Source organism: Bacillus sp. G16 (genome assembly GCF_021282335.1).
In the GTDB taxonomy this organism is placed as follows: domain Bacteria; phylum Bacillota; class Bacilli; order Bacillales; family Bacillaceae; genus Bacillus; species Bacillus inaquosorum.
In genome coordinates this window covers 1-25,962 of record NZ_JAJSOZ010000019.1, presented here as the reverse complement: position 1 = coordinate 25,962, position 25,962 = coordinate 1, and the positions used below count along the sequence as shown (strand labels likewise).

Annotated in this window: 25 protein-coding genes and 1 rRNA gene; 10 read left to right on the top strand and 16 right to left on the bottom strand. The window is 42.6% G+C overall.

The window, feature by feature from the left end; all coding sequences use genetic code 11:
* Positions 1 to 32: 32 nt before the first annotated feature.
* The 6 genes from rpsF to LWH95_RS21645 all read right to left on the bottom strand — a co-directional run bounded on the left by rpsF (position 33) and on the right by LWH95_RS21645 (position 5,313).
* A complete protein-coding gene (gene rpsF / locus LWH95_RS18050) occupies positions 33 to 320 on the bottom strand; it encodes a 30S ribosomal protein S6 (RefSeq protein WP_003236622.1) in 288 nt (95 codons plus the stop codon).
* Between the two features lie 110 nt (positions 321 to 430).
* Positions 431 to 1,531, bottom strand: coding sequence for a redox-regulated ATPase YchF (gene ychF / locus LWH95_RS18045; RefSeq protein ID WP_003236624.1), 1,101 nt, complete (start codon positions 1,529 to 1,531; stop codon positions 431 to 433).
* Positions 1,532 to 1,657: 126 nt separating this feature from the next.
* A complete protein-coding gene (locus LWH95_RS18040) occupies positions 1,658 to 3,661 on the bottom strand; it encodes a molybdopterin-dependent oxidoreductase (protein WP_133485211.1) in 2,004 nt (667 codons plus the stop codon).
* A gap of 50 nt (positions 3,662 to 3,711) precedes the next feature.
* Positions 3,712 to 3,918 (bottom strand): DUF951 domain-containing protein, encoded by a 207-nt coding sequence (locus LWH95_RS18035; protein WP_003219236.1) that lies wholly within the window; start codon positions 3,916 to 3,918, stop codon positions 3,712 to 3,714.
* 93 nt (positions 3,919 to 4,011) lie between these two features.
* Positions 4,012 to 5,028, bottom strand: coding sequence for a YkvI family membrane protein (locus LWH95_RS18030; RefSeq protein WP_019260047.1), 1,017 nt, complete (start codon positions 5,026 to 5,028; stop codon positions 4,012 to 4,014).
* 162 nt (positions 5,029 to 5,190) lie between these two features.
* Entirely contained in the window at positions 5,191 to 5,313 is a 123-nt protein-coding gene (locus tag LWH95_RS21645; protein WP_268275665.1) for a hypothetical protein, read from the bottom strand.
* A 137-nt stretch (positions 5,314 to 5,450) separates the two neighbouring features.
* Between LWH95_RS21645 and yyaC the strand changes: the two genes are divergently transcribed.
* The gene (yyaC, locus tag LWH95_RS18025) at positions 5,451 to 6,068 is read left to right on the top strand and encodes a spore protease YyaC (RefSeq protein WP_084992270.1); all 618 of its coding nucleotides are present in this window, start codon (positions 5,451 to 5,453) and stop codon (positions 6,066 to 6,068) included.
* 38 nt (positions 6,069 to 6,106) lie between these two features.
* Here the strand turns inward: yyaC and spo0J are convergent, their stop codons facing one another.
* Together spo0J and soj are read right to left on the bottom strand one after the other, a co-directional pair.
* Positions 6,107 to 6,955, bottom strand: a complete 849-nt coding sequence (gene spo0J / locus LWH95_RS18020) for a stage 0 sporulation protein Spo0J (RefSeq protein WP_133485209.1) — start codon at positions 6,953 to 6,955, stop codon at positions 6,107 to 6,109.
* Entirely contained in the window at positions 6,948 to 7,709 is a 762-nt protein-coding gene (soj, locus tag LWH95_RS18015) for a sporulation initiation inhibitor protein Soj (protein WP_003219244.1), read from the bottom strand. Before soj ends, spo0J begins: the two co-directional genes overlap by 8 nt.
* Positions 7,710 to 7,952: 243 nt before the next feature.
* Here soj and LWH95_RS18010 point away from each other — a divergent pair, with 243 nt between their 5' ends.
* On the top strand, positions 7,953 to 8,393 hold the full coding sequence (locus LWH95_RS18010; protein ID WP_232920127.1) for a PH domain-containing protein: 441 nt from the start codon (positions 7,953 to 7,955) through the stop codon (positions 8,391 to 8,393).
* Between the two features lie 50 nt (positions 8,394 to 8,443).
* Here the strand turns inward: LWH95_RS18010 and noc are convergent, their stop codons facing one another.
* The 8 genes from noc to rpmH all read right to left on the bottom strand — a co-directional run bounded on the left by noc (position 8,444) and on the right by rpmH (position 15,938).
* Positions 8,444 to 9,295: a nucleoid occlusion protein gene (noc, locus tag LWH95_RS18005; protein WP_003219249.1), complete on the bottom strand. Its 852-nt coding sequence runs from the start codon at positions 9,293 to 9,295 to the stop codon at positions 8,444 to 8,446.
* Between the two features lie 121 nt (positions 9,296 to 9,416).
* Positions 9,417 to 10,136, bottom strand: coding sequence for a 16S rRNA (guanine(527)-N(7))-methyltransferase RsmG (gene rsmG / locus LWH95_RS18000; RefSeq protein WP_119914585.1), 720 nt, complete (start codon positions 10,134 to 10,136; stop codon positions 9,417 to 9,419).
* 13 nt (positions 10,137 to 10,149) lie between these two features.
* Positions 10,150 to 12,036: a tRNA uridine-5-carboxymethylaminomethyl(34) synthesis enzyme MnmG gene (gene mnmG, locus LWH95_RS17995; RefSeq protein ID WP_060399975.1), complete on the bottom strand. Its 1,887-nt coding sequence runs from the start codon at positions 12,034 to 12,036 to the stop codon at positions 10,150 to 10,152.
* A gap of 20 nt (positions 12,037 to 12,056) precedes the next feature.
* Positions 12,057 to 13,436, bottom strand: a complete 1,380-nt coding sequence (mnmE, locus tag LWH95_RS17990; protein WP_003219255.1) for a tRNA uridine-5-carboxymethylaminomethyl(34) synthesis GTPase MnmE — start codon at positions 13,434 to 13,436, stop codon at positions 12,057 to 12,059.
* 311 nt (positions 13,437 to 13,747) lie between these two features.
* On the bottom strand, positions 13,748 to 14,374 hold the full coding sequence (gene jag / locus LWH95_RS17985) for an RNA-binding cell elongation regulator Jag/EloR (RefSeq protein WP_003236644.1): 627 nt from the start codon (positions 14,372 to 14,374) through the stop codon (positions 13,748 to 13,750).
* Complete coding sequence (spoIIIJ, locus tag LWH95_RS17980; protein ID WP_080010902.1) at positions 14,371 to 15,156, bottom strand: YidC family membrane integrase SpoIIIJ; 786 nt, start codon at positions 15,154 to 15,156, stop codon at positions 14,371 to 14,373. Before spoIIIJ ends, jag begins: the two co-directional genes overlap by 4 nt.
* Before the next feature lie 144 nt (positions 15,157 to 15,300).
* Positions 15,301 to 15,651 (bottom strand): ribonuclease P protein component, encoded by a 351-nt coding sequence (gene rnpA / locus LWH95_RS17975; protein ID WP_003236647.1) that lies wholly within the window; start codon positions 15,649 to 15,651, stop codon positions 15,301 to 15,303.
* 152 nt (positions 15,652 to 15,803) lie between these two features.
* Positions 15,804 to 15,938 (bottom strand): 50S ribosomal protein L34, encoded by a 135-nt coding sequence (rpmH, locus tag LWH95_RS17970; RefSeq protein WP_003178075.1) that lies wholly within the window; start codon positions 15,936 to 15,938, stop codon positions 15,804 to 15,806.
* A gap of 626 nt (positions 15,939 to 16,564) precedes the next feature.
* Between rpmH and dnaA the strand changes: the two genes are divergently transcribed.
* From dnaA to LWH95_RS17930, 8 genes are all read left to right on the top strand, one after another.
* Complete coding sequence (dnaA, locus tag LWH95_RS17965; RefSeq protein WP_003236652.1) at positions 16,565 to 17,905, top strand: chromosomal replication initiator protein DnaA; 1,341 nt, start codon at positions 16,565 to 16,567, stop codon at positions 17,903 to 17,905.
* 188 nt (positions 17,906 to 18,093) lie between these two features.
* Positions 18,094 to 19,230, top strand: coding sequence for a DNA polymerase III subunit beta (gene dnaN, locus LWH95_RS17960; protein ID WP_003236654.1), 1,137 nt, complete (start codon positions 18,094 to 18,096; stop codon positions 19,228 to 19,230).
* A gap of 131 nt (positions 19,231 to 19,361) precedes the next feature.
* Positions 19,362 to 19,577, top strand: a complete 216-nt coding sequence (gene rlbA / locus LWH95_RS17955) for a ribosome maturation protein RlbA (protein WP_003236655.1) — start codon at positions 19,362 to 19,364, stop codon at positions 19,575 to 19,577.
* A gap of 15 nt (positions 19,578 to 19,592) precedes the next feature.
* Positions 19,593 to 20,705, top strand: coding sequence for a DNA replication/repair protein RecF (recF, locus tag LWH95_RS17950; RefSeq protein ID WP_019257226.1), 1,113 nt, complete (start codon positions 19,593 to 19,595; stop codon positions 20,703 to 20,705).
* A 17-nt stretch (positions 20,706 to 20,722) separates the two neighbouring features.
* Positions 20,723 to 20,968 (top strand): extracellular matrix regulator RemB, encoded by a 246-nt coding sequence (remB, locus tag LWH95_RS17945; RefSeq protein ID WP_003219266.1) that lies wholly within the window; start codon positions 20,723 to 20,725, stop codon positions 20,966 to 20,968.
* Positions 20,969 to 21,021: 53 nt separating this feature from the next.
* A complete protein-coding gene (gyrB, locus tag LWH95_RS17940; RefSeq protein ID WP_003236659.1) occupies positions 21,022 to 22,938 on the top strand; it encodes a DNA topoisomerase (ATP-hydrolyzing) subunit B in 1,917 nt (638 codons plus the stop codon).
* Positions 22,939 to 23,147: 209 nt separating this feature from the next.
* Positions 23,148 to 25,613, top strand: a complete 2,466-nt coding sequence (gene gyrA / locus LWH95_RS17935) for a DNA topoisomerase (ATP-hydrolyzing) subunit A (protein WP_019257227.1) — start codon at positions 23,148 to 23,150, stop codon at positions 25,611 to 25,613.
* Between the two features lie 281 nt (positions 25,614 to 25,894).
* Positions 25,895 to 25,962 (top strand): 16S ribosomal RNA (locus LWH95_RS17930); the annotation flags it as partial.

Genomic DNA, 25,962 nt, shown 5'->3' with positions numbered 1-25,962 from the left:
CCACCTTTTACCATTATATATTTCAAAATTGCTTATTCTTCTTCTTTAACAACAATGTGGCGAATGATATCGTCACTGATCTTAGCTAGACGGTCAAATTCTTGAACTGCCGCAGCGTCAGATTGAACGTTTACGATTTGGTAGAAACCGTCGCGGAAATCGTTGATTTCGTAAGCAAGACGACGTTTACCCCAATCCTTTGTTCCAGTGATCTCCGCACCGTTAGAAGTCAGAACGTTGTTGAAACGCTCGATAACTGCTTTTTTAGACTCATCGTCAATGTTTGGGCGGATAATGTACATAACTTCGTACTTTCTCATCTGTTTGCACCTCCTTTTGGACTAAGCGGCCCATAATGGGCAAGGAGCAATAATTCTATTACTCACAATTTTATATTATACCAAAGCTCTTGTCCCTTTACAACTGCATCCTATACATTAAATCGGAAATGAATAACATCTCCGTCTTTAACCACATACTCTTTTCCTTCAAGACGGACTTTTCCTGCTTCTTTGGCTCCTGCCATGCCGCCGCCCGCAAGAAGATCCTCATAAGCAACAGTTTCAGCACGAATGAAGCCGCGCTCAAAGTCACTATGAATAATTCCTGCACATTCTGGGGCTTTCATGCCTTTTTTGAATGTCCAAGCTCTGACTTCCTGTTCTCCGGCTGTGAAATATGTTGCAAGGCCAAGAAGGGAGTAAGACGCTTTGATCAGCTGATCAAGACCTGATTCTTCAATGCCCAGCTCTTCCAGGAACATTTGCTTTTCTTCACCTTCAAGCTCAGCGATTTCAGATTCGATTTTCGCACACACAACGATAACTTCCGCGTTTTCGCCGGCAGCGTACTCGCGAATCTTCGCTACATTTTCATTGCCAGACGGATCAGCCACTTCATCTTCACTTACGTTCGCCACGTACAAAATAGGCTTCGAAGTCAGTAAATGAAGCTGCTTTACAAGCTTTTGCTGCTCTTCAGTAAACTCAACAGAACGAGCAGGCTTTTCATTCTCAAACGCTTCTTTCAGTTTAGACAGAATCTCAAACTCAAATACAGCGTCTTTATCTTTTTGCTTCGCAAGTTTGCTGACGCGTGTAATCCGCTTTTCAACCGTTTCCATATCAGCGAGGATCAGCTCAAGGTTGATTGTTTCAATATCATCAATCGGATCAACTTTTCCGGAAACGTGTGTAATATTATCATCAGAAAAAGCGCGGACAACGTGGCAAATCGCGTCAACCTGGCGAATGTGAGAAAGGAATTTATTGCCGAGACCTTCTCCTTTAGATGCGCCTTTTACAATCCCTGCAATATCTGTAAATTCAAAAGCAGTCGGCACAGTCTTCTTCGGTTTGACCAGCTCAGTCAGCTTTTGCAGACGTTCGTCCGGTACTTCTACAATCCCCACGTTCGGATCAATCGTACAGAACGGGTAGTTGGCTGATTCAGCACCGGCCTGTGTAATTGCGTTAAATAGTGTTGATTTCCCGACGTTTGGCAAACCAACAATTCCAGCAGTTAAAGCCATTCTTTCATCTCCTCTATATAAAACCGTCATTGTATAAACGTATTTTGAACCTAGAGCAATTATAAGGAGGTTCACTGGAAAAGACAAGCTGACAAAACTGCATTTTCAGCCTGCCAAGCCCTTTGATTATGCTTTTTTTAAGCCTACTAAACAGTCAAAAAGCGTACTTCCCATTCCATTATCGGAATTTGTATCATTTGTCAGTGCATTGACTGAACCTCCAAAAGCCGCCCACATGCCTTCATCTATATTAATCGTCTTCGGGTGAGCCTGCTTCATCACTTTCACTTTGCCCGTCAAGCGCCCGCGGTCATTAAAGATAGCAACCTCGTCTCCGTCCTGAAGATTCTGCTCAGCCGCTATATCCGGAGAAATATCCACTTGAATGTGCTGAAGCTTTTCAATAAACGGCACATGCTGAGAATGATTAGAACGCTGGGGATGAATGGACAAAAGCGTGTAAGGATACTTTTCAGCTAACTCCTCATTATGGAAAACAGATTCTTCGGGCACGTTTAATTGAAGCAAGCCGCTCAATCCTTTTTCCTCAGCTAACGACGAAGTAAATTCAAATTTTCCGCTCGGCGTCAAAAACTTATAATCATCCCATGGCACCTGCTTAACTGGAAGAGGGAGGTGGCCTTTTTCTTTCAATCGCTCTAGTGTCACATCCTCTGCTTCCAATGAAGAAAGCCCCATCTCCAAAAATTCTTCAGTACTGTATTCAAACAGCTCGCCAAATCCAAGGCGTTTTGCAAGCTCTGACCAGATCCAGCTGTCCGACTTCGCTTCACCCTGCGGCTCCACAAGCTTCTTCCCGTACTGAACATAATGATGATACATACTAGAATAATAGATATCCTCTTCTTCAAAAACAGTGGCAGTCGGCAGCACATAATCACACAGTTTTGCCGTATCTGTCATGATAGAATCAATCGCTACCTTCATCGGCACTTTTTCAAACGCTTGTCTTACTTTATTGGTATTCGGCACCTGAGTCAGCGGATTTCCGCACGTCACGATAATCATCTCAATCGCTGGATCAGCAGCAGTCAACACCTCTTCAGCCTGTGTCATCATTGAAAATGAGCGTGATGCTGTTTTTAATTCCGGCAGCGTAAGCTTCGCTTTTGCAAAGCTCTCACCGATCTGAACGTTACCGAAATTCGCGCCGCCGCCTTTAATTCCAACATTTCCGCTTGCCGCAACAAGTGCATCAATCCAGCGAATCGTTTCGCCGCCGTTTTTATATCGTTGCATGCCAAGCCCCATAAAAGTAGACACCGGGCCGTCAGCATACAAACCGGCCAGATACTCCAGCTCCTCCATAGAAGCTTCTGTTTTCACAATAAACTCTTCTAAGGAAACGGTATTCAAAAGCTCTTTTACATCATCGAAACCCACAGAGTGCTCAGAAATAAACGTCTCATCCGTTCTTCCTGTCTCAATCAGAACCTTCAAAACAGCTGCCGCAAGCCAGCCGTCCATTCCCGGCTTTACAGAGATATAGCGGTCTGCAAGCTTGGCAGTCGGGTTGAAGATCGGATCAATCACTGTAAGCGTGGCACCCTTTTTCTTCACCTGCTGCAAATGATGGTATAAGTGCATATTCGTTCTGGATACATTTCTTCCCCACACAACAACATGATTGCTGTTGTAAATATCAAGGGGGCCGTGCCCGTACGAACGGCCGAAATCCCAGCTTTGCGCCTCGATACCGGAGCCCCAGCATATGCTTCCGACGATTTCAGTCACGCCGCCATATCCATTAAAAAAACGCTGATCTAGCGCTTTTAACAAACCGTTATTCGCATAATCATGGCTGTGCAAAACAGCAGTCGTTTCTGACGTTTCCTTGATCTCCCGAAGCTTATCGGCAATTTCATCAAGCGCCTGCTCCCAGGAAATCCGCACAAACTCGCCATTTTGCTTTTTCATCGGATAGCGAAGCCGCTCAGGCGAATTTGTTTTTGTCTCAAGCATTCTGCCGCGGCCGCAGATTTTGCCTTCCGTAATCGGATGGTTTGGATCTCCGTCCACTTTTGTTACCTTTCCGTCTTCAACAGTCACCAAAAAACCGCAGCTGTCCCAGCAATTCAGCGGACATGCTGACTGATGCACTTTGCTCATCGCCGTCTTCTCCTTACCTACTATATGAAAAAGCATGAGTGCAGGCCTTTTTACGAAGTAGGCTCCTCATGCTTGACTAGTACTTTTTTTAGTTTTCTTTCAAATTCTTTTCTCGGAATCATTACACTGTGAGAGCATCCCTCACACTTAATTCGAATATCCATTCCCATGCGTATAATTTTCCAGCTGTTCGCTCCGCATGGATGCGGTTTTTTCATTTCTACGATATCATTCAGGCCAAAGTCTTTATCCGCCAAGACCCTTCACCTCTTTTCATAAACTGCTGTATCTATTGTACAAAAAAACTGATCATAAGAGCAATCAAGATATCCGAAAAGAAAGCTATCCTCTTATTTCCATTTACTTAAAATAGGATATAACAGCAGACAAACTAACAAATATAAATTTAGCATCCCGTATATCGGGTACAAGAACGCGATTAAATCAGAAAATCCGAAAGAAGTAAAAGGCACCATCAACGCTAACAGGATCAACACAATCATCCATCTCGGCATATGAACAAACGCCATCAGCCGGCTGGACAGCCCCAACAAACCAGCCACCGTCGTCGTGTAAATCGCCAGGCACAGCACCGCCGTCATACATAAAAAAAGGAAATAAGGCGCCCCCTCCAAAACGGCAAACAACGGTATTTCAAACTGAGAAAGGGAGCCCGCCAGCTCCACTAACGTTTCATTATAAACAAAAGAGATCACGCCAAAAATAAGTCCGCTTGCCACACTTGCGATTTTCGCTTCCCCGAGTCCTTTCATTTCTTTCCCAACGGAGGATAAAATCGCGACAACTGAAAGGATATTTAAAGAGGTAAACGTAATGCTCGCAGGCCAGTTATACTGCCGAGTCAAATCTATCGTCCATGTATGGTGATGGGTGCTCTGAAAGGAGATCAGCGCATACAGCAGCCCCGCTACTAAAACAGGTATCAAAAAGCCATTTACTGATAATATTCCTTTCACATCCCAGAAAAACAAGCACACTGTCACGATGCAAATCAGCGCGATTCCCCACCAAAAAGGAAGCTTGTACATTTGCAGGGTCACACCGCCTCCGGCAATCATCACCATAGTCGTCGAAAACAAATAAAAAACGATGAGGACATCATAAATTTTCGCCAGCCATGGTCCCATCAAATGTTCCAGAACCGGCAGAAAATGAGTGGATTGAACCTTAAAACTGATTTTCATCACAATATAAGACGAAAAAATGAACATGATTGTAAACAGCACAATAGCAAGTCCGCTTTCCGCCCCAAAAAACTGCCATATCTCCTGACCGCTCGCATATCCGGCCCCGATCAGGCTCCCTAATATGAGCAGCATCCACTTCATTCCGGCTCTCCACAACATCATCACCTCATAGCACAGAGTTCAGCTGTTCCTGTTATTGTTACTATATAAATAACACAAAGCAAAAATGCCATATTTTCATAGACATTGACCACAAGGTGAAATTATCATACGAAATACACATAAAAAAAGACTGCCAATGCAGGCAGTCGAAAACCGATATTAATTTGTCCGCGGAAATAAGGAATGAACCTCATCCTTCACTTGTTCTAACATTCCTTTGTATGCATCTTCATCCAGATACCCGATGCCGCCGAAATCAATGTCCGGCAGCCAACCATTCATACCCTCTATCTCAAAAAATATCCAGCGTCATACACAAAGCATAAAAGACCGCACTGCTGGATATACTGTAAACAACCTTACATATCTACATACACCATAGCTATTCTGTTACCTACTATAACAAGGAAGTGAAACCTATGAATCGAAAAGGCGGGCTTTTTTCCTCTCAGGAACGAGTAAAGCAATATGTTTCACATACAGATGCAGCTGCTGCAAAACAAATCCAAACCATCCTTTCATCATCCTTACGTAAAGCTGCCGGCAAACCAATTGTCGTGGTTTGTATCGGAACAGACCGTTCAACCGGTGATTCATTAGGCCCGCTCGTAGGAATGAAACTCAAACAGATGCAGCTCACCAGATTTCATGTCTATGGCACCTTATCTGACCCAGTCCATGCTGTGAATATGAAAGATAAAATCAATGATATTCAAAAATTACATAAAAATCCATTTATTATAGCAGTCGATGCATGCTTAGGACGCGTCAAAAGTGTAGGATCGTTTCAAATCGGAGACGGGCCATTAAAGCCCGGAGCCGGAGTGCAAAAAGACCTGCCTGAAGTAGGAGATCTTCATATTAACGGAATTGTGAATGTGAGTGGTTTTATGGAATACTTTGTTTTACAAAATACAAGGCTGCACTTGGTCATGAATATGGCAAATGTTCTTGCTGAAGGATTGAGTTTAACAGATCGAACAGAGTGGAGACAGGAACGCCTTAGCCCGCTGCAACGGCTCACTGGGCGAATATAAAACAAAAACCATCTTCGCTGGAAAGATGGTTTCTTTTTTTACGATTCACGTTCAGACAATAGCTCTAAAATCCGATCAAGATCTTCATTAGAGAAAAATTCAATTTCGATTTTGCCTTTTTTCTTTTGTCTTTTAATATTAACTGTTGTTCCAAAATAATTTTGGAGATAGGATTCCCGTTCTTTTATAACTGCGTCTTTCACGGGTTCTTTTTTCTTTGTTTCACGTGGAACATTCTGATTTAACTGCTGAATCAGCTGCTCAAGCTGACGAACATTGAGCTGCTCTGCAATGACCTTTTGTACAAGCGGTTCAAGCTTATTTTTGTTTTTCAGGCCAAGAAGCGTGCGGCCATGCCCCATAGAAAGCGTACCTTCGGCAATAAGCTGCTGAATGTTTTCTGGCAATGTCAGCAATCTTAAATGATTCGCAATATGCGGTCTGCTTTTGCCAAGACGTTTGGCAAGCTGTTCTTGTGTGAGATCTAAGTGCTTCAGCAAAGAGTCATAGGCCTGAGCCTCTTCAAGCGGCGATAAATCTTCACGCTGAAGGTTTTCCAGTAAAGCAATTTCTCTCATTAATGCCTCTGATAATTCACGGACAATCGCCGGAACCGTGTCTAAACCCGCCAGCTTTGCCGCACGAAAACGCCGTTCACCCGCAACAATATCATAGCCTTTTAAAGATTTTCTGACGATAAGCGGCTGGAGAATGCCATGCTGCAGCACGGATTCTTTTAGTTCAGCTAATGCCTCGTCATCAAAGTGTTTTCTTGGCTGATAAGGATTAGGGCGTAAATCGGCAACTTTAATTTCTTCAACAGTCTCTTCAGACAAATCGACCTGATTAAACAACGCATTAATCCCTTTTCCAAGGCCTTTAGCCATTCGCAGCCACTTCCTTTGCTAAATCTAAATATACTTCCGCACCTCTTGACCGCGGATCGTATAAAATGATGGGTTTTCCGTGACTCGGTGCCTCGCTCAGACGGACATTACGTGGAATAACCGTCTTATATACTTTATCTCTAAAATATTTTTTAACCTCTTCAATCACTTGAATGCCGAGATTTGTCCGTGCATCAAGCATTGTCAACAATACTCCTTCAATCATTAAATCAGTATTCAAATGCTTTTGTACAAGGCGTACTGTATTTAATAACTGGCTGAGCCCCTCTAAGGCGTAATATTCGCACTGTACCGGAATCACAACGGAATCTGAGGCAGTAAGCGCGTTAATTGTCAGCAGCCCCAATGACGGCGGACAATCAATGATAATATAATCATAATTCTGCTTTACTGCTTCAAGCGCCCTCTTCAGTCTCACTTCTCTTGAAATCGTCGGAACCAGCTCGATCTCAGCTCCAGCAAGCTGAATCGTCGCAGGAATCACGTCCAAGTTTTCTACTGTTGTTGCTTTAATAATATCTATTACATCTGCATCATCTACTAAAATATCGTACACACACTGCTCTACATCGGCTTTTTCAATCCCTAATCCGCTTGTCGCATTTCCCTGCGGATCAATATCTACCAGCAGAACCCTTTTCCCTATGTAAGCCAAACATGCCCCAAGGTTGACAGACGTCGTTGTTTTGCCGACTCCGCCTTTTTGGTTCGTAATTGCTATGATTTTTCCCACGATGTCACCTACTTTCACATGAACATGTACTATCTTGCTTCTATTCTATCAAAAAAAGATTAAAGCGTTTCATTTTTTTCATCATTTTGTTCCAATTCAGAAAGGAAATAATTGAAAATTCAAGCACGCTATATGCTTTCTCTTATAAATTCTGCAATTTCTATGTTTTTTTGACTTAAAAAAGGAATTTCTTAAAGAAAAAAAGAAGAAGTTACAGTGCAGAACGTACAGGACGGTGAGAATATGGTTTATAAAACAAAAAGAGATATACCCGTTACGCTGATGATTGTGTTTCTCATATTACTGATACAAGCGGATGCCATTGTTCCTTTTGTACTGGGAAATGTAAGGGTTTCAGGCTGGATCATTTTTGCTCTGCTGACTCTTTTAAATGTGCTCATCATTTGGAGCTTTATTGACCTGAAATATGTATTGAAGGAGCACCACCTGATCATTAAAGCCGGACTGATCAAACATCAAATTCCTTACGAAAAAATCGAAAAAGTGGTTCAAAAAAAGAAGCTGTGGTCAGGTTTTCGTCTGATCGGCTCTCGTCATGCCATCACGATATATTATCAGGGGGGATGGGGACATGCTGTGATTTCACCGCAAAATACTGAAGAATTTATCCACAAGCTCAAAGAAAAGAATTCTAATATAATAATATTCAGTAAAAGTAATTAATTTCCTTTTACCACAAACACAAAAAGCTCCCCTGCTTATCAGGAGAGCTTTTATTTTGGTATGCGAATCGTTAATTGAATATATTCTTCAAATTCTTCTTCTTCCGTATTCAATTTTACACCGCTGTCTTCAACCATTGATAGTGACTGGCGAATCGTGTTCATTGCAATTCTTGTATCTCTGCTGAACGCTTTGCGTCTCGGCTTTGGTTTTCTCTGGCCTTGCTCCAGCATTTTCACCACGCGGTCTTCCGTCTGCTTTACATTTAAGCTTTTCTCAATAATCTCTGTGAGCAGTGTGACTTGGAGCTCAGGCTGTTTCAGCGGAATCAGCGCTCTGGCATGACGCTCAGTGATTTTCTTCTCCATAATCGCGTCTTGGACCGGCTGAGGCAGCTTTAATAACCGCAGCTTATTCGCAATTGTGGATTGCCCTTTTCCTAAACGCTGTGCGAGTGCTTCCTGTGTTAAGTCATGCAGCTCAAGAAGCCGAGCATAGGCATGCGCTTCCTCAATAGAAGACAGTTCTTCCCGCTGCAAGTTTTCAATTAACGCCACAGAAGCGGTTTCCGTGTCGGAAAAATCCTTAATAATAGCCGGAATCTTTTCCCACTCGAGCGATTGCACCGCTCTCCAGCGTCTTTCACCTGCAATGAGTTCGTATTGGCCTTCTTCTTCTGTATGCCTGACAACAATCGGCTGAATAATGCCGTGTGTATGAATGGTCATTGCTAACTCTTTGATTTTTTCATCTGAGAAAATGGTGCGTGGCTGAAAACGGTTGGGAACGATAGCATTTACCGGTATTTCCAGAATCTCTTCTTTGTTTGTTTCATGTTCAGCAATCTCCGGTTCCTGTTCCTTCTCACCAAGCCCGAAGAAACGAGAGAATGAATGCTTCATGTACCTACACCACCTTTAAAAACTGCCATTTTTATAATTCTATTTTCTCATGGTTTTTCCTGCTGTACATCCATCAATTTTGATGAAAATATGATGGTATTGTCATATCAGGCTGTCTAAATTACCCTTCAATTGGCGATTTATTAGGAGTTCCCGGTTTTCTTGGATACTTCTTAGGTGTATTTTTTGTCTTGCGTATCACCATAATATTACGATCGCTTTCTTCAATAGGCAGCTTAAAGGAATGGATATTCTCAAGTTCTCCCCCAAGCGTCGTGATCGCTTTTTTGCCTGCATTCAGTTCTTCTTCAGCTGATGCGGCTTTTAAAGCAACAAATAAACCGTTTTTCTTTACCAGAGGCAGGCAAAGTTCACTTAAAACAGATAGTCTTGCAACTGCTCGCGCCGTCACAATATCATAGCTTTCCCGTACGTCTTTCCGCTGTCCGAATGTTTCAGCTCTGTCATGGCAGAATGTCGTATTCTCCAATTGCAAAGCTTCAGACAACTTTTCTAAAAACGTAATCCGTTTGTTTAGTGAATCCACGATTGTGACATGGAGGTGCGGAAAGCATATTTTAATCGGAAGACTCGGAAAACCCGCTCCCGCTCCGACATCACAAATCGTGTTCACTTGATTGAAGTCGACATAAAAAGCGGCTGTGATGGAATCATAAAAATGCTTAAGATACACTTCTTTTTTCTCTGTAATTGAAGTCAGATTGATTTTTTCATTCCATTCAACCAGCATGTCGTAATACAGCTCAAATTGTTCCAGCTGACGGGGAGAAAGGGAGATCCCTTTTTCCGCCAAACCAGAAGTGAATTCTTCAATATTCATGCCGTCATCCTTTCTATTCGGCTATCTTCGCAATGCGTCCCTGCTCTAAATACACCAATAGAATTGAAATGTCCGCCGGGTTTACACCGGAAATGCGGGAAGCTTGGGCAACAGACAAAGGACGCACATTTTTCAGCTTTTGACGCGCCTCAGTCGCTATCCCTTTAATTGCGTCATAATCAATTCGATCCGGAATTTTTTTATTTTCCATCTTCTTCAGTTTTTCCACTTGTTGAAGAGATTTTTCAATATATCCTTCATATTTCACTTGGATTTCTACTTGTTCTGCCACGTCTTGCGGAACCGGCACTTCTGGTGGCGCCAGTTTAGTGACTGTTTCATAGTTCATTTCAGGACGTTTCATCAAGTCTGTGCCGCGAACGCCATCTTTCAATTCGCTTCCGCCAAGAGAACGGATATACTCTTGATTTTCCGGAGACGGCTTGATAATCACAGAATGCAGACGTTTTTTCTCCGCTTCAATTGCCGCTTTTTTCTTCTCAAAAGCTGCATAGCGCTCATCAGAAATCAATCCAATGCTGTGTCCGATTTCTGTCAGACGCAAATCAGCATTGTCATGACGAAGAAGCAGTCTGTATTCAGCACGAGATGTCAATAGACGGTATGGTTCATTGGTTCCTTTTGTCACAAGGTCATCAATCAGAACACCAATATAGGCGTCAGAACGGCTCAGAATCACTTCTTCTTTTCCAAGCGCTTTTCGACCTGCATTGATTCCTGCCATAATTCCTTGTCCCGCGGCTTCTTCATAACCGGATGTTCCGTTAATTTGGCCTGCAGTAAACAGGTTTGTGATTTTTTTCGTTTCAAGTGTCGGCCATAGCTGTGTCGGTACAATCGCATCGTACTCGATCGCATAGCCGGCTCTCATCATTTGCACGTTTTCAAGACCCGGAATCGTTGCAAGCATTCTTTGCTGTACATCTTCTGGAAGACTTGTAGATAAACCTTGGACATAGACTTCCTGCGTATTTCTGCCTTCCGGCTCAAGGAAGATTTGGTGACGCGGTTTATCATTAAAACGGACAACTTTATCTTCAATGGACGGGCAGTATCTTGGGCCCGTACCTTTGATCATACCGGAATACATCGGTGAACGGTGCAGGTTGCTGTCAATAATCTCATGCGTCTCAGGGCTTGTATATGTCAGCCAGCAAGGAAGCTGATCTGTAATATATTCCACTGTTTCATATGAGAAAGCGCGAGGCACATCGTCACCAGGCTGGATTTCCGTTTTGCTGTAATCAATCGTGTCGCTTTTGACGCGAGGCGGCGTACCTGTTTTAAAACGAACAAGGTCAAAGCCCAGTTCTTCCAAATGCTCAGAAAGCTTAATAGAAGGCTGCTGGTTGTTCGGACCGCTTGAGTAAGACAGATCACCAAGAATGATTCGCCCTCTTAAATATGTCCCAGTCGTCATGACAACGGCTTTCGCACGATAATGCGCGCCGGTTTGTGTAATCACACCGCGGCATTCGCCGTCTTCAACGATCAGCCTCTCCACAATTCCTTGCAGCAATGTTAAGTTTGGTTCTTTTTCAAGCGTATTTTTCATTTCGTGCTGATATTGGAATTTGTCTGCTTGGGCACGCAATGCACGGACCGCAGGACCTTTTCCAGTATTCAGCATTCTCATTTGAATATGCGTTTTATCGATGTTTCTGCCCATTTCTCCGCCGAGCGCGTCAATTTCGCGGACGACAATCCCTTTTGCGGGGCCGCCGACAGACGGATTACATGGCATAAATGCAACCATATCTAAGTTGATGGTCAAGACAAGCGTTTTGGCGCCTTGGCGTGCAGATGCGAGGGCAGCCTCAACACCGGCATGCCCGGCGCCAATCACAATCACATCGTATTGGCCTGCTTCATACCCCATGATTCTAGTTCCTCCTTTTATTATTTTCCTAAACAGAATTGCGAAAAGAGCTGGTCAATTAAGCTTTCGTGGACAGAATCTCCGATAATTTCGCCCAAAAGCTCCCAGCATCTTGTAAGGTCGATTTGCACCATGTCGATCGGGACATCCTGTTCAATGCCGCTAAGCGCATCTTCAATGGCACGTTTGGCCTGCTGTAAAATAGAGATATGACGTGTGTTGCTGACATAAGTCAGATCCCCGCTTTCAATGGCACCCGTGTAGAACAGCGATTGAATCGCTTCTTCCAAATCATTGATGCCTTCCTCTTTTAGTAGAGATGTCGTAACAACAGGACGTCCATTGGCAAGCTCACGGACACGTTCACTGTCAATCTTCGCCTCAAGGTCAGTCTTATTCATAATCACGATAACGTCCATGCCCTCAACGGCTTCAAAAAGCTTCACGTCTTCTTCAGAAAGCTCTTCACTATAATTAAGCACAAGTAAAATCAGGTCCGCTTCCTTTAGAACCTGGCGAGAACGTTCAACACCGATTCGTTCTACAATATCCTCTGTTTCACGAATACCTGCTGTATCAACCAGACGGAGCGGAACGCCCCTTACATTAACGTATTCCTCAATCACATCCCGAGTCGTTCCGGGAATATCGGTCACAATGGCTTTCGCCTCATGAACAAGGCTGTTCAGAAGAGATGATTTTCCCACATTCGGCCGGCCGATAATGACAGTAGAAAGACCTTCACGCAAAATTTTCCCTTGCTCAGAAGTCCTCAGCAGCGCCTCAATTTCTTTTTTCACGGCGGTTGCCTTTTCAACCAAAAGCTGATGCGTCATTTCCTCTACATCATCGTACTCCGGATAATCTATATTCACCTCAACATGAGCAAGCGTTTCTAAAATCTCACTGCGCAAACGGCGCACCAAAGCAGAAAGACGCCCTTCCATTTGGTTCATAGCGACGTTCATTGCCCGGTCCGTTTTCGCTCTGATTAAGTCCATAACCGCTTCCGCCTGTGAAAGATCGATTCGGCCGTTTAAAAATGCGCGTTTTGTAAATTCACCCGGCTCTGCAAGTCTCGCTCCCTCTCTCAATGCGAGCTGAAGCACTTGGTTCACAGTCACAATTCCCCCGTGACAGTTAATTTCGATGACATCTTCACGTGTAAAAGTTCTCGGTGCTTTTAACACTGATACCATTACTTCCTCAACGACACGATCCGAAGGTCTGTCTACGATATGACCATAATGAATCGTATGTGATTCGACCGAGCTGAGTGTTTTTCCCTTCGGTCCTTTATAAATTTTATCTGCGATTTGAATTGCTTCTGGTCCGCTCAACCGTACAATCGCAATCGCGCCTTCACCCATCGGTGTGGAAATTGCTGCAATTGTATCCATGCTGTTCACCTCTCTTTACTTATACTTTCATCTATATAAAAAAATTTTTATTATGCCAAAACTAAAAGATAACATAGTTTGGTTCGAAGTGGAAGATGTGTTATCCACAGAATTAGGAATTCGCCTCCTATTACTTTAACTTATCCACATGTGAATAACAATTAATTTTATTTCCTGAACTTCCTTTTTATCAACAGGATACACCTAAAAAGAAAAAACTTAAACGGCAAAAGCTTGATATTACTAGGAAAAATAGACTTTTCTCATACAAAAAAACCGAAATCCGATTTTTACCGGACTTCGGTTTTATGCTATCTTTTATGGGAAATAACGAGATGGCGATTTTCACCTTCACCCATTGAATACGTTTTGATCTGGTGATTTGCATATCCAGAAAGAGTATCATGAATGATTTTTCTTTCACTGGACGGCATAGGTTCCAGATGTACTGCTTTTTTCGTTTTCAAAACCTGGTCTGCAAGCCTGATGGCCAGCTGGCTCAGTGTATCTTTTCTTTTTAAACGATAGTTTTCTGCATCTACCGTCACATTTTTATATTGGCCTGGATTACGGTTAAGGACAAGCTGTGTCAAAGTTTCAAGGGCATTTAAGGTTTGTCCTCTTTTCCCAATCAACAATGCCGCTTTTTCACCTGTTATATGGAAACGTACTGTCTTTTTGCTTTCTTGAACAGTCACATCAGACTTCCCTGCAATGGCTTCGGCAATCGTCTGAAGATAAGACTTCGCTTGCTGAATCGGATCAATCCTTTCAACCAGCTTTACGACCGCCGGCTTTTTACCGAAAATACCGAGAAACCCTTTGTTTCCCTCTTCAATAACGGTAATTTCAACCTTATCCTTCGTTAATTCCAGCTCTCGCAACCCGGATTGTACTGCTTCATCGACATTTCGCCCTGCAGCAGTCACATTCCTCACTTTTTCTTTCCTCCAGCTTTTTGCGGTTCAGGATCTTTTTTAATATCAGGTCCTTTAATGAGGAAAGTTTGCGCAATCATAAACAAGTTACCGACTACCCAATAAAGAGAAAGTGCCGCCGGGAAGTTGATCGCAAATACGATAATCATAATCGGCATAATCCAAAGCATCATCGCCATTTGCGGATTTTGCTGCGCATTGCCCGCCATCATCAGCTTTTGCTGAACAAATGTAGCGACACCGGCAACGATAGGAAGAATATAGAAAGGATCTTTTTCTCCTAAGTCAAACCACAAGAAACTATGCTCTGAAATCGCCTGCGTTCTCATGATCGCATGATAGAATCCAATTAAAATCGGCATCTGGATTAAAATCGGGAAACATCCCGCCAACGGATTGACCCCATGCTTTTGGAATAAAGCCATTGTTTCCTGCTGAAGCTTTTGCTGTGTTTTTTGATCCTTTGAGCTGTACTTTTCTTTAAGCTTTTGCATTTCCGGCTGTAAAGCCTGCATCGCTTTCGAACTTCTCAGCTGCTTAATCATCAGCGGTAAAATTAATAAACGAATTAAAATGGTAACAAGAATAATTGAAAGTCCATAGTTATCTCCCGTCAATTTCGCTACATACGTAATGAGCTCAGACAATGGATATACTACGTACTTGTCCCAAAAATGCGGACTATCTGCAGTGATCGGCTCTTTCACACTCGAGCATCCAGCCAAAAGCATGAATACGCCAACCATACTTAATAGCAACCCTATTCTCCTTTTCAACAACATTTCCTCCTATAATTAATCTCTACACTCTTTTATTGCAAAGCATACTTGTATGTATTTTAGCATCTTTCAGTTTTAAATGGTGTCTTTTTCTGATCAACCAGAAAGGAAGCGCTTTTAAAAGTTGTAAGAAAGCAGTGGCAATGCCTACTTTGACGAGGATTTCTTATATAAAGAAGACTTCCTGAATAGATGCTGCAGACTTTTTTTCGTTTCCTCATATGTCAGCTGGCTCGCCGGTTTTCTGGCAATAATGATGTAATCCTTTTCCTTCAGTCTCTCTTTCTCTTCAAGAAAGGCCTGCCGAATCAAACGTTTGATCCGATTTCGCATCACAGCATTGCCAATTTTTTTGCTGACGGAAAGCCCGACACGCAGCTCATCGTTTTCAGGCTGATCTAGCGTATATAAGACAAACTGGCGGTTCGCAACGGATGTCCCCTGCTTAAACACTTTTTGAAAGTCTTCATTTTTCTTTAAACGATTTCGCTTCTTCAATTGACTCACTCCGATACTGGCTGGCAGAAACTTTTAAAAATGTATGATGACAATGAGATGCATCAGAACCAGGAAGCATGCCCCGGTTCCTTATGCATCACATCTATCTTTTCCCATAACGTGAAAAAAGACCACTGACATTATTCAGTGGCCTAAGCTGATAATACTTTTCTGCCTTTGCGGCGACGGCGTGCTAAAACTAGACGACCGTTTTTTGAACTCATACGGCTTCTGAAGCCATGAACTTTACTGCGTTTACGGTTATTCGGTTGGAATGTTCTTTTCATTTATGACACCTCCCTCGAGGAATAGCTGTTAAAGACAGTCTTACTTATTATATTTGCGTTACCTATTCATTGTCAACTTCACTAGTGCTTTTATTTCTTGCAACCATAATAGGATACCATACCTTTTCAACTTTCGAAACCTTATTTTTCAGATTCCTTAATTTAACGAAAAAAAGTCAAATCCAAACAATTTCCCCCTAAAATCACGAATGTGGATATCTTTTTCGCCTTTTTTCAATATCCACAGAGGTTATCGACAACATTTTCACATTACCAACCCCTGTGGACAAGATTTTTTCAACAGGTTGTCCGCTTTGTGGATAAGATTGTGACAACCATTGCAAGCTCTCGTTTATTCTGGTATTATATTTGTGTTTTAACTCTTGATTACTAATCTCACCTTTCCTCTTTATCCACAAAGTGTGGATAAGTTGTGGATTGTTTTCACACAGCTTGTGTAGAAGGTTGTCCACAAGTTGTGAAATTTGTCGAAAAGCTATTTATCTACTATATTATATGTTTTCAACATTTAATGTGTACGAATGGCAAGCGCCATTTGCTCTTTTTTTGTGTTCTATAACAGAGAAAGACACCATTTTCTATGAAAAGGAGGGACGTGCCGGAAGATGGAAAATATATTAGACCTATGGAATCAAGCCCTTGCTCAAATCGAAAAAAAGTTGAGCAAACCGAGTTTCGAGACTTGGATGAAATCAACTAAAGCCCACTCACTGCAGGGAGATACATTGACGATCACTGCTCCTAATGAATTTGCCAGAGACTGGCTGGAGTCCAGATACTTGCATCTTATTGCAGATACTATATATGAGTTAACCGGGGAAGAATTGAGCATTAAGTTTGTCATTCCTCAAAATCAAGATGTTGAAGACTTCATGCCGAAACCGCAAGTCAAAAAAGCGGTTAAAGAAGAAACATCTGATTTTCCCCAAAATATGCTCAATCCAAAATATACTTTTGATACTTTTGTCATCGGATCTGGAAACCGATTTGCACACGCAGCTTCTCTTGCGGTAGCGGAAGCACCCGCGAAAGCATACAACCCTTTATTTATCTATGGGGGCGTCGGCTTAGGGAAAACACACTTAATGCATGCAATCGGCCATTATGTAATAGATCATAATCCTTCTGCCAAAGTGGTTTATCTGTCTTCTGAGAAATTTACAAACGAATTCATCAACTCTATCCGAGATAATAAAGCCGTCGATTTCCGCAATCGCTATCGAAATGTTGATGTGCTTTTGATAGATGATATTCAATTTTTAGCGGGGAAAGAACAGACCCAGGAAGAATTTTTCCATACATTTAACACATTGCACGAAGAAAGCAAACAAATCGTCATTTCAAGTGACAGACCGCCAAAAGAAATTCCGACACTTGAAGACAGATTGCGTTCACGTTTTGAATGGGGCCTGATTACAGATATCACGCCGCCTGATTTGGAGACGAGAATTGCAATTTTAAGAAAAAAAGCCAAAGCGGAAGGGCTCGATATTCCGAACGAGGTTATGCTTTACATCGCAAATCAAATCGACAGCAATATTCGGGAACTTGAAGGAGCATTAATCAGAGTTGTTGCTTACTCATCTTTAATTAATAAAGATATTAATGCTGATCTGGCCGCTGAGGCGTTGAAAGATATTATTCCTTCTTCAAAACCGAAAGTCATTACCATAAAAGAAATTCAGAGGGTAGTAGGCCAGCAATTTAATATTAAACTCGAGGATTTCAAAGCAAAAAAACGGACGAAATCAGTAGCTTTCCCGCGTCAAATCGCCATGTACTTATCAAGGGAAATGACTGATTCCTCTCTTCCTAAAATCGGTGAAGAGTTTGGAGGCCGTGACCATACGACCGTTATTCATGCGCACGAAAAAATTTCAAAACTGCTGGCAGACGATGAACAGCTTCAGCAGCATGTAAAAGAAATTAAAGAACAGCTTAAATAGCAGGTCCGGGGATTATTCGGGGAAAGTGTGAATAACTTTTCAGAAGTCATGCACAGTCTGTCCACATGTGGATAGGCTGTGTTTCCTGTCTTCTTCACAACTTATCCACAAATCCACAAGCCCTACTATTACTTCTACTATTTTTTAAAAATATATATATTAATACATTATCCGTTAGGAGGATAAAAATGAAATTCACGATTCAAAAAGATCGTCTTGTTGAAAGTGTCCAAGATGTATTAAAAGCAGTTTCATCCAGAACTACGATTCCCATTTTGACTGGTATTAAAATTGTTGCATCAGATGATGGCGTATCCTTTACAGGAAGCGATTCAGATATTTCTATTGAATCCTTCATTCCTAAAGAAGAAGGAGATAAGGAAATCGTCACAATAGAACAGCCCGGAAGCATCGTTTTACAAGCCCGCTTCTTTAGTGAAATTGTAAAAAAACTGCCGATGGCAACTGTAGAAATCGAAGTGCAAAATCAGTATTTGACGATTATCCGTTCTGGCAAAGCTGAATTTAATCTAAACGGGCTTGATGCTGATGAGTATCCGCACTTGCCGCAGATCGAAGAGCATCATGCGATTCAAATTCCAACTGATTTGTTAAAAAATCTAATCAGACAAACAGTCTTCGCGGTGTCCACCTCGGAAACACGCCCCATCTTGACAGGTGTAAACTGGAAAGTGGAGCAAAGTGAATTATTATGCACTGCGACGGATAGTCACCGTCTCGCATTAAGAAAAGCGAAACTTGATATTCCAGAAGACAGATCTTATAACGTCGTGATTCCGGGAAAAAGCTTAACTGAACTCAGCAAGATTTTGGATGATAACCAAGAACTTGTAGATATCGTCATCACAGAAACCCAAGTTCTGTTTAAAGCGAAAAACGTCTTGTTCTTCTCACGGCTTCTGGACGGAAATTATCCAGATACAACCAGCCTGATTCCGCAAGACAGCAAAACCGAAATCATCGTGAACACAAAAGAATTCCTTCAGGCGATTGATCGTGCATCTCTTTTAGCCAGAGAGGGACGCAACAACGTGGTGAAGCTTTCTGCAAAACCTGCTGAATCCATTGAGATTTCGTCTAACTCACCAGAAATCGGTAAAGTTGTGGAAGCAATTCTTGCAGATCAAATTGAGGGTGAGGAATTAAATATCTCATTTAGTCCAAAATATATGCTGGATGCACTAAAGGTGCTTGAAGGAGCAGAAATACGCGTAAGCTTTACAGGGGCAATGAGACCTTTCTTAATTCGCACGCCGAATGATGAAACGATTGTACAGCTTATCCTTCCTGTCAGAACCTATTAATCCGATACACTGCTGCCGACCCGCTCGGCAGCTTTTCTATTCGGTATCTGCTCCGACAAGTTTTCCCTTTCCCTAATTCGTTTTTTTTTAGTACAATTAGATATTAGTGATATTTGAAAGAGGTCGATATAATGGCAAATCCGATTTCAATTGATACAGAGATGATTACACTCGGACAATTCTTGAAATTAGCCGATGTGATTCAGTCAGGCGGTATGGCAAAGTGGTTTTTAAGCGAGCATGAAGTGCTTGTGAACAGCGAGCCGGACAACCGCCGCGGCAGAAAGCTGTATGTTGGAGATGTGGTAGAGATTGAAGGATTTGGTTCATTTCAAGTCGTCAATTAAAGCGGGTGATACTGATTGTATATCCAGAACTTAGAGCTGACATCTTACCGCAACTACGACCATGCCGAACTGCAATTTGAAAATAAAGTAAATGTGATCATCGGAGAAAACGCCCAGGGGAAAACAAACCTCATGGAGGCGATCTATGTCTTGTCCATGGCGAAATCGCACCGGACATCAAATGACAAAGAACTTATACGGTGGGACAAAGACTATGCTAAAATAGAGGGAAGAGTGATGAAGCAAAACGGGGCGATCCCGATGCAGCTCGTCATCTCCAAAAAGGGTAAAAAGGGCAAGGTCAATCATATTGAACAGCAAAAGCTCAGCCAGTATGTCGGGGCCCTCAACACCATCATGTTTGCGCCGGAAGATTTAAATCTTGTAAAGGGAAGCCCTCAAGTGAGAAGGCGGTTTCTTGACATGGAAATCGGACAGGTTTCTCCTGTTTACCTGTATGACCTTTCTCTTTACCAGAAAATCCTTTCTCAGCGAAATCATTTTTTGAAGCAGCTGCAAACAAGAAAACAAACTGACAGAACGATGCTCGATGTTTTGACCGATCAGCTTGTGGAAGTTGCGGCAAAAGTCGTCGTAAAACGCCTGCAGTTTACAGCACAGCTCGAAAAATGGGCGCAGCCAATTCATGCGGGCATCTCAAGAGGGTTAGAAGAGCTGACCCTAAAGTACCATACGGCTCTTGAGGTATCAGATCCTGAAGACTTGTCGAAAATAGGAGATAGCTATCAAGAAGCGTTTTCTAAATTAAGAGAAAAAGAAATCGAGCGCGGTGTTACGCTGTCAGGGCCTCATCGTGACGATGTTCTTTTCTATGTGAACGGACGCGATGTGCAGACGTATGGTTCTCAAGGACAGCAGCGAACGACGGCATTGTCCCTTAAGCTGGCGGAAATTGACCTGATCCATGAAGAAATCGGAGAATATCCCATTTTACTATTGGATGATGTACTGAGTGAGCTGGATGATTATCGCCAGTCACACTTGCTTCATACGATCCAAGGCCGTGTACAAACGTTTGTCACAACGACGAGCGTTGATGGCATTGATCACGAAACCTTACGTCAAGCAGGAATGTTCCGTGTGCAAAACGGTGCGTTAGTGAAGTGAAGAAATGAGGTGGGCAATTGTATATTCATTTAGGTGATGACTTTGTGGTTTCAACACGAGATATTGTCGGCATTTTTGACTTTAAAGCCAACATGTCGCCTATTGTTGAAGAATTTCTGAAAAAACAGAAACACAAGGTGGTGCCTTCCGTAAACGGCACGCCCAAATCTATCGTAGTCACGGTTCAGAATATATATTACTCTCCCTTATCTTCCAGCACATTAAAAAAACGTGCGCAATTTATGTTTGAAATAGATTCTTAGAAATTTTTTATCAGAATATATCGTTAAGAAAAGTGTAGGTGAATGACGTGGCTATGGAACAGCAGCAAAACAGTTATGATGAAAATCAGATACAGGTTCTAGAGGGATTGGAAGCTGTTCGTAAAAGACCGGGGATGTATATCGGTTCAACAAACAGCAAAGGCCTCCACCACCTGGTATGGGAAATTGTCGACAATAGTATTGACGAAGCCCTCGCCGGTTATTGTACGGATATCAACATTCAAATTGAAAAAGACAACAGCATCACGGTGACAGATAATGGCCGCGGTATTCCAGTCGGTATTCAAGAAAAAATGGGCCGTCCTGCGGTAGAAGTCATTATGACAGTGCTTCACGCCGGAGGAAAATTTGACGGAAGCGGTTATAAAGTGTCCGGAGGATTACACGGTGTAGGTGCGTCAGTTGTAAACGCGCTTTCAACGGAGCTTGATGTGACGGTACACCGTGACGGTAAAATCCACCGCCAAACCTATAAACGCGGAGTTCCGGTTGCAGACCTTGAAATCATTGGCGAAACGGATCATACAGGAACGACGACACATTTTATCCCGGATCCTGAGATTTTCACAGAAACAACTGTGTATGATTATGATCTGCTTGCTAACCGCGTGCGCGAATTAGCCTTTTTGACAAAAGGCGTCAACATCACGATTGAAGATAAACGTGAAGGACAAGAGCGCAAAAATGAGTACCATTACGAAGGCGGAATTAAAAGTTATGTAGAGTATTTAAACCGTTCTAAAGAAGTAGTCCATGAAGAGCCGATTTACATTGAAGGCGAAAAGGACGGCATTACGGTTGAAGTGGCTTTGCAATACAATGACAGCTACACAAGCAACATTTACTCGTTTACAAACAACATTAACACGTATGAAGGCGGTACCCACGAAGCTGGTTTCAAAACGGGTCTGACTCGTGTTATCAACGATTATGCCAGAAAAAAAGGGCTTATTAAGGAAAATGATCCAAACTTAAGCGGAGATGACGTAAGAGAAGGGTTGACCGCGATTATTTCAATCAAACACCCTGATCCGCAGTTTGAGGGCCAAACGAAAACAAAACTAGGCAACTCAGAAGCACGGACAATCACCGATACGTTATTTTCTGCGGCAATGGAAACATTTATGCTGGAAAATCCAGATGCGGCAAAAAAAATTGTCGATAAAGGTTTAATGGCAGCGAGAGCACGAATGGCTGCAAAAAAAGCGCGTGAATTAACACGCCGCAAGAGTGCTTTGGAAATTTCAAACCTTCCAGGTAAGTTAGCGGACTGCTCTTCAAAAGACCCGAGCATCTCCGAGTTATATATCGTAGAGGGTGACTCTGCCGGAGGATCTGCTAAACAAGGCCGCGACAGACATTTCCAAGCCATTTTGCCGCTTAGAGGTAAAATCCTGAACGTTGAAAAAGCCAGATTGGATAAAATCCTATCTAACAACGAAGTGCGCTCTATGATCACAGCACTCGGCACGGGTATCGGGGAGGATTTCAACCTGGAGAAAGCCCGTTACCACAAAGTTGTCATTATGACAGATGCCGACGTTGACGGCGCGCACATCAGAACACTGCTGTTAACGTTCTTTTACAGATATATGCGCCAAATTATTGAAAATGGCTATGTGTACATTGCGCAGCCGCCGCTCTACAAGGTTCAACAGGGAAAACGTGTTGAATATGCATACAATGACAAGGAGCTTGAAGAACTGTTAAAAACTCTTCCTCAAACGCCTAAGCCTGGATTGCAGCGCTATAAAGGTCTTGGTGAAATGAATGCCACCCAGCTATGGGAGACAACCATGGATCCAAGCTCTAGAACGCTCCTTCAGGTAACTCTTGAAGATGCAATGGATGCGGATGAGACATTTGAAATGCTGATGGGCGACAAAGTAGAACCGCGCCGGAACTTCATAGAAGCGAATGCGAGATACGTTAAAAATCTTGACATCTAATATAAAAAGCCTTATTTCCAATAAGAAATAAGGCTTTTTTCTGAACGAGACCAGACTCAGTAAAGCTTGTAATACCTATATATTCTAGCAATTTAATGTGTATAATCATAAGTTTATTGATATAATGGAGAATAGTGAAATCGTATTGAAGATCATAATGGACAATCTACTCCCACATATTTCATGTGATACTTCAGGGAGGTTTTTTAATGAGTGAACAAAACACACCACAAGTTCGTGAAATAAATATCAGTCAGGAAATGCGTACGTCCTTCTTGGATTACGCAATGAGCGTTATTGTGTCCCGTGCTCTTCCAGATGTTCGTGACGGTTTAAAACCGGTTCACAGACGGATTTTATATGCAATGAATGATTTGGGCATGACGAGTGACAAGCCTTATAAAAAATCTGCGCGTATCGTCGGAGAAGTTATCGGGAAATACCACCCGCACGGTGATTCAGCGGTATATGAATCCATGGTCAGAATGGCGCAGGATTTCAACTATCGTTATATGCTCGTTGACGGTCACGGAAACTTCGGTTCTGTTGACGGAGACTCAGCGGCTGCCATGCGTTATACAGAAGCAAGAATGTCTAAAATCTCGATGGAAATTCTTCGAGATATCACAAAAGACACAATCGATTATCAGGACAACTATGACGGGTCAGAAAGAGAACCGGTTGTTATGCCTTCAAGGTTCCCGAATCTGCTCGTGAACGGTGCTGCCGGGATTGCGGTAGGTATGGCAACAAACATTCCTCCGCACCAGCTTGGGGAAATCATTGACGGCGTACTTGCGGTCAGTGAGAACCCGGACATTACAATCCAGGAGCTGATGGAAGTCATTCCGGGTCCTGATTTCCCGACTGCGGGTCAAATCTTGGGACGCAGCGGTATCCGGAAAGCATACGAATCTGGCCGAGGCTCTATCACGATCCGGGCAAAAGCTGAGATCGAACAAACATCTTCAGGTAAAGAAAGAATTATCGTTACAGAGTTACCTTACCAAGTAAATAAGGCGAAATTAATCGAGAAAATTGCTGATCTCGTTAGGGACAAGAAGATAGAGGGCATCACAGATCTGCGTGATGAGTCAGATCGTACAGGTATGAGAATTGTCATTGAAATCAGACGCGATGCCAATGGTAATGTTATTCTAAACAATCTGTACAAACAAACTGCTCTACAAACATCTTTTGGTATCAACCTGCTTGCACTTGTTGACGGTCAGCCAAAAGTTTTAAATCTAAAGCAATGTCTGGAGCATTACCTTGACCATCAAAAAGTCGTGATCAGACGCCGTACTGCTTATGAATTGCGTAAAGCGGAAGCGAGAGCTCACATCTTGGAAGGTTTGAGAGTAGCTCTGGATCATCTCGATGCAGTTATTTCTCTTATCCGTAATTCCCAAACGGCTGAGATCGCGAGAACAGGTTTAATTGAACAATTCTCACTGACAGAGAAGCAAGCACAAGCGATCCTCGACATGAGGCTGCAGCGTTTAACAGGACTGGAACGTGAAAAGATCGAAGAAGAATACCAATCTCTAGTTAAACTAATTGCAGAGCTAAAAGACATCTTGGCAAACGAATATAAAGTGCTTGAGATCATCCGTGAAGAACTCACGGAAATCAAAGAGCGATTTAACGATGAAAGACGTACCGAGATCGTCACTTCTGGATTAGAGACAATTGAAGATGAAGATCTCATTGAGAGAGAAAATATCGTAGTGACTCTGACACACAACGGATATATTAAACGTCTCCCTGCATCAACTTACCGCAGTCAAAAACGGGGCGGAAAAGGCGTACAGGGAATGGGAACAAACGAAGATGATTTCGTTGAACATTTGATCTCTACTTCAACTCATGACACGATTCTCTTCTTCTCGAACAAGGGGAAAGTGTATCGTGCAAAAGGGTATGAAATCCCTGAGTATGGCAGAACAGCAAAAGGAATCCCGATTATTAACCTGCTGGAGGTAGAAAAGGGTGAATGGATTAACGCGATTATTCCAGTCACTGAATTCAATGCGGATCTTTACCTTTTCTTCACAACAAAGCACGGGGTTTCAAAACGAACTTCGCTGTCTCAGTTCGCTAATATTCGCAACAATGGCCTGATCGCTCTGAGTCTTCGTGAGGATGATGAATTGATGGGTGTACGTCTGACTGACGGTACAAAACAAATTATCATCGGAACGAAAAATGGATTGCTGATCCGTTTCCCTGAAACAGATGTCCGGGAAATGGGAAGAACTGCGGCAGGCGTAAAAGGCATCACCCTGACCGATGACGATGTTGTTGTCGGCATGGAGATATTAGAGGAAGAATCACATGTCCTTATCGTAACTGAAAAAGGTTACGGAAAACGAACTCCTGCTGAAGAGTATAGAACCCAAAGCCGGGGCGGAAAAGGACTCAAAACAGCGAAAATCACTGAGAACAACGGCCAATTAGTAGCAGTGAAAGCTACTAAAGGTGAAGAGGATCTAATGATTATTACAGCCAGCGGTGTACTCATTAGAATGGACATCGATGACATCTCAACTACCGGACGTGTCACTCAAGGTGTACGCCTCATTAGAATGGCAGAAGAAGAGCATGTTGCTACAGTAGCACTAGTAGAGAAAAACGAAGAAGATGAGCAAGAAGAAACACAAGAAGAAGTGTGAGGAAAAGCGCAGCTGAAACAGCTGCGCTTTTTTATGTCCATACCTCTTTACAGTCATAAAAATTATGGTATAATCATCTCTGTTGTCTTTTAAAAGACACAAACATGACTAGTAAAACTTTTTTAAAAAAGTGTTGACCTAGTTAACTAAAAATGTTACTATTAAGTAGTCGCTTCGAGAGAAGTGCACAAAGTTCTTTGAAAACTAAACAAGACAAAACGCACCTGTTAATTCATTTTTAAATAAATCGCACAGCGATGTGCGTAGTCAGTCAAACTACTTTATCGGAGAGTTTGATCCTGGCTCAGGACGAACGCTGGCGGCGTGCCTAATACATGCAAGTCGAGCG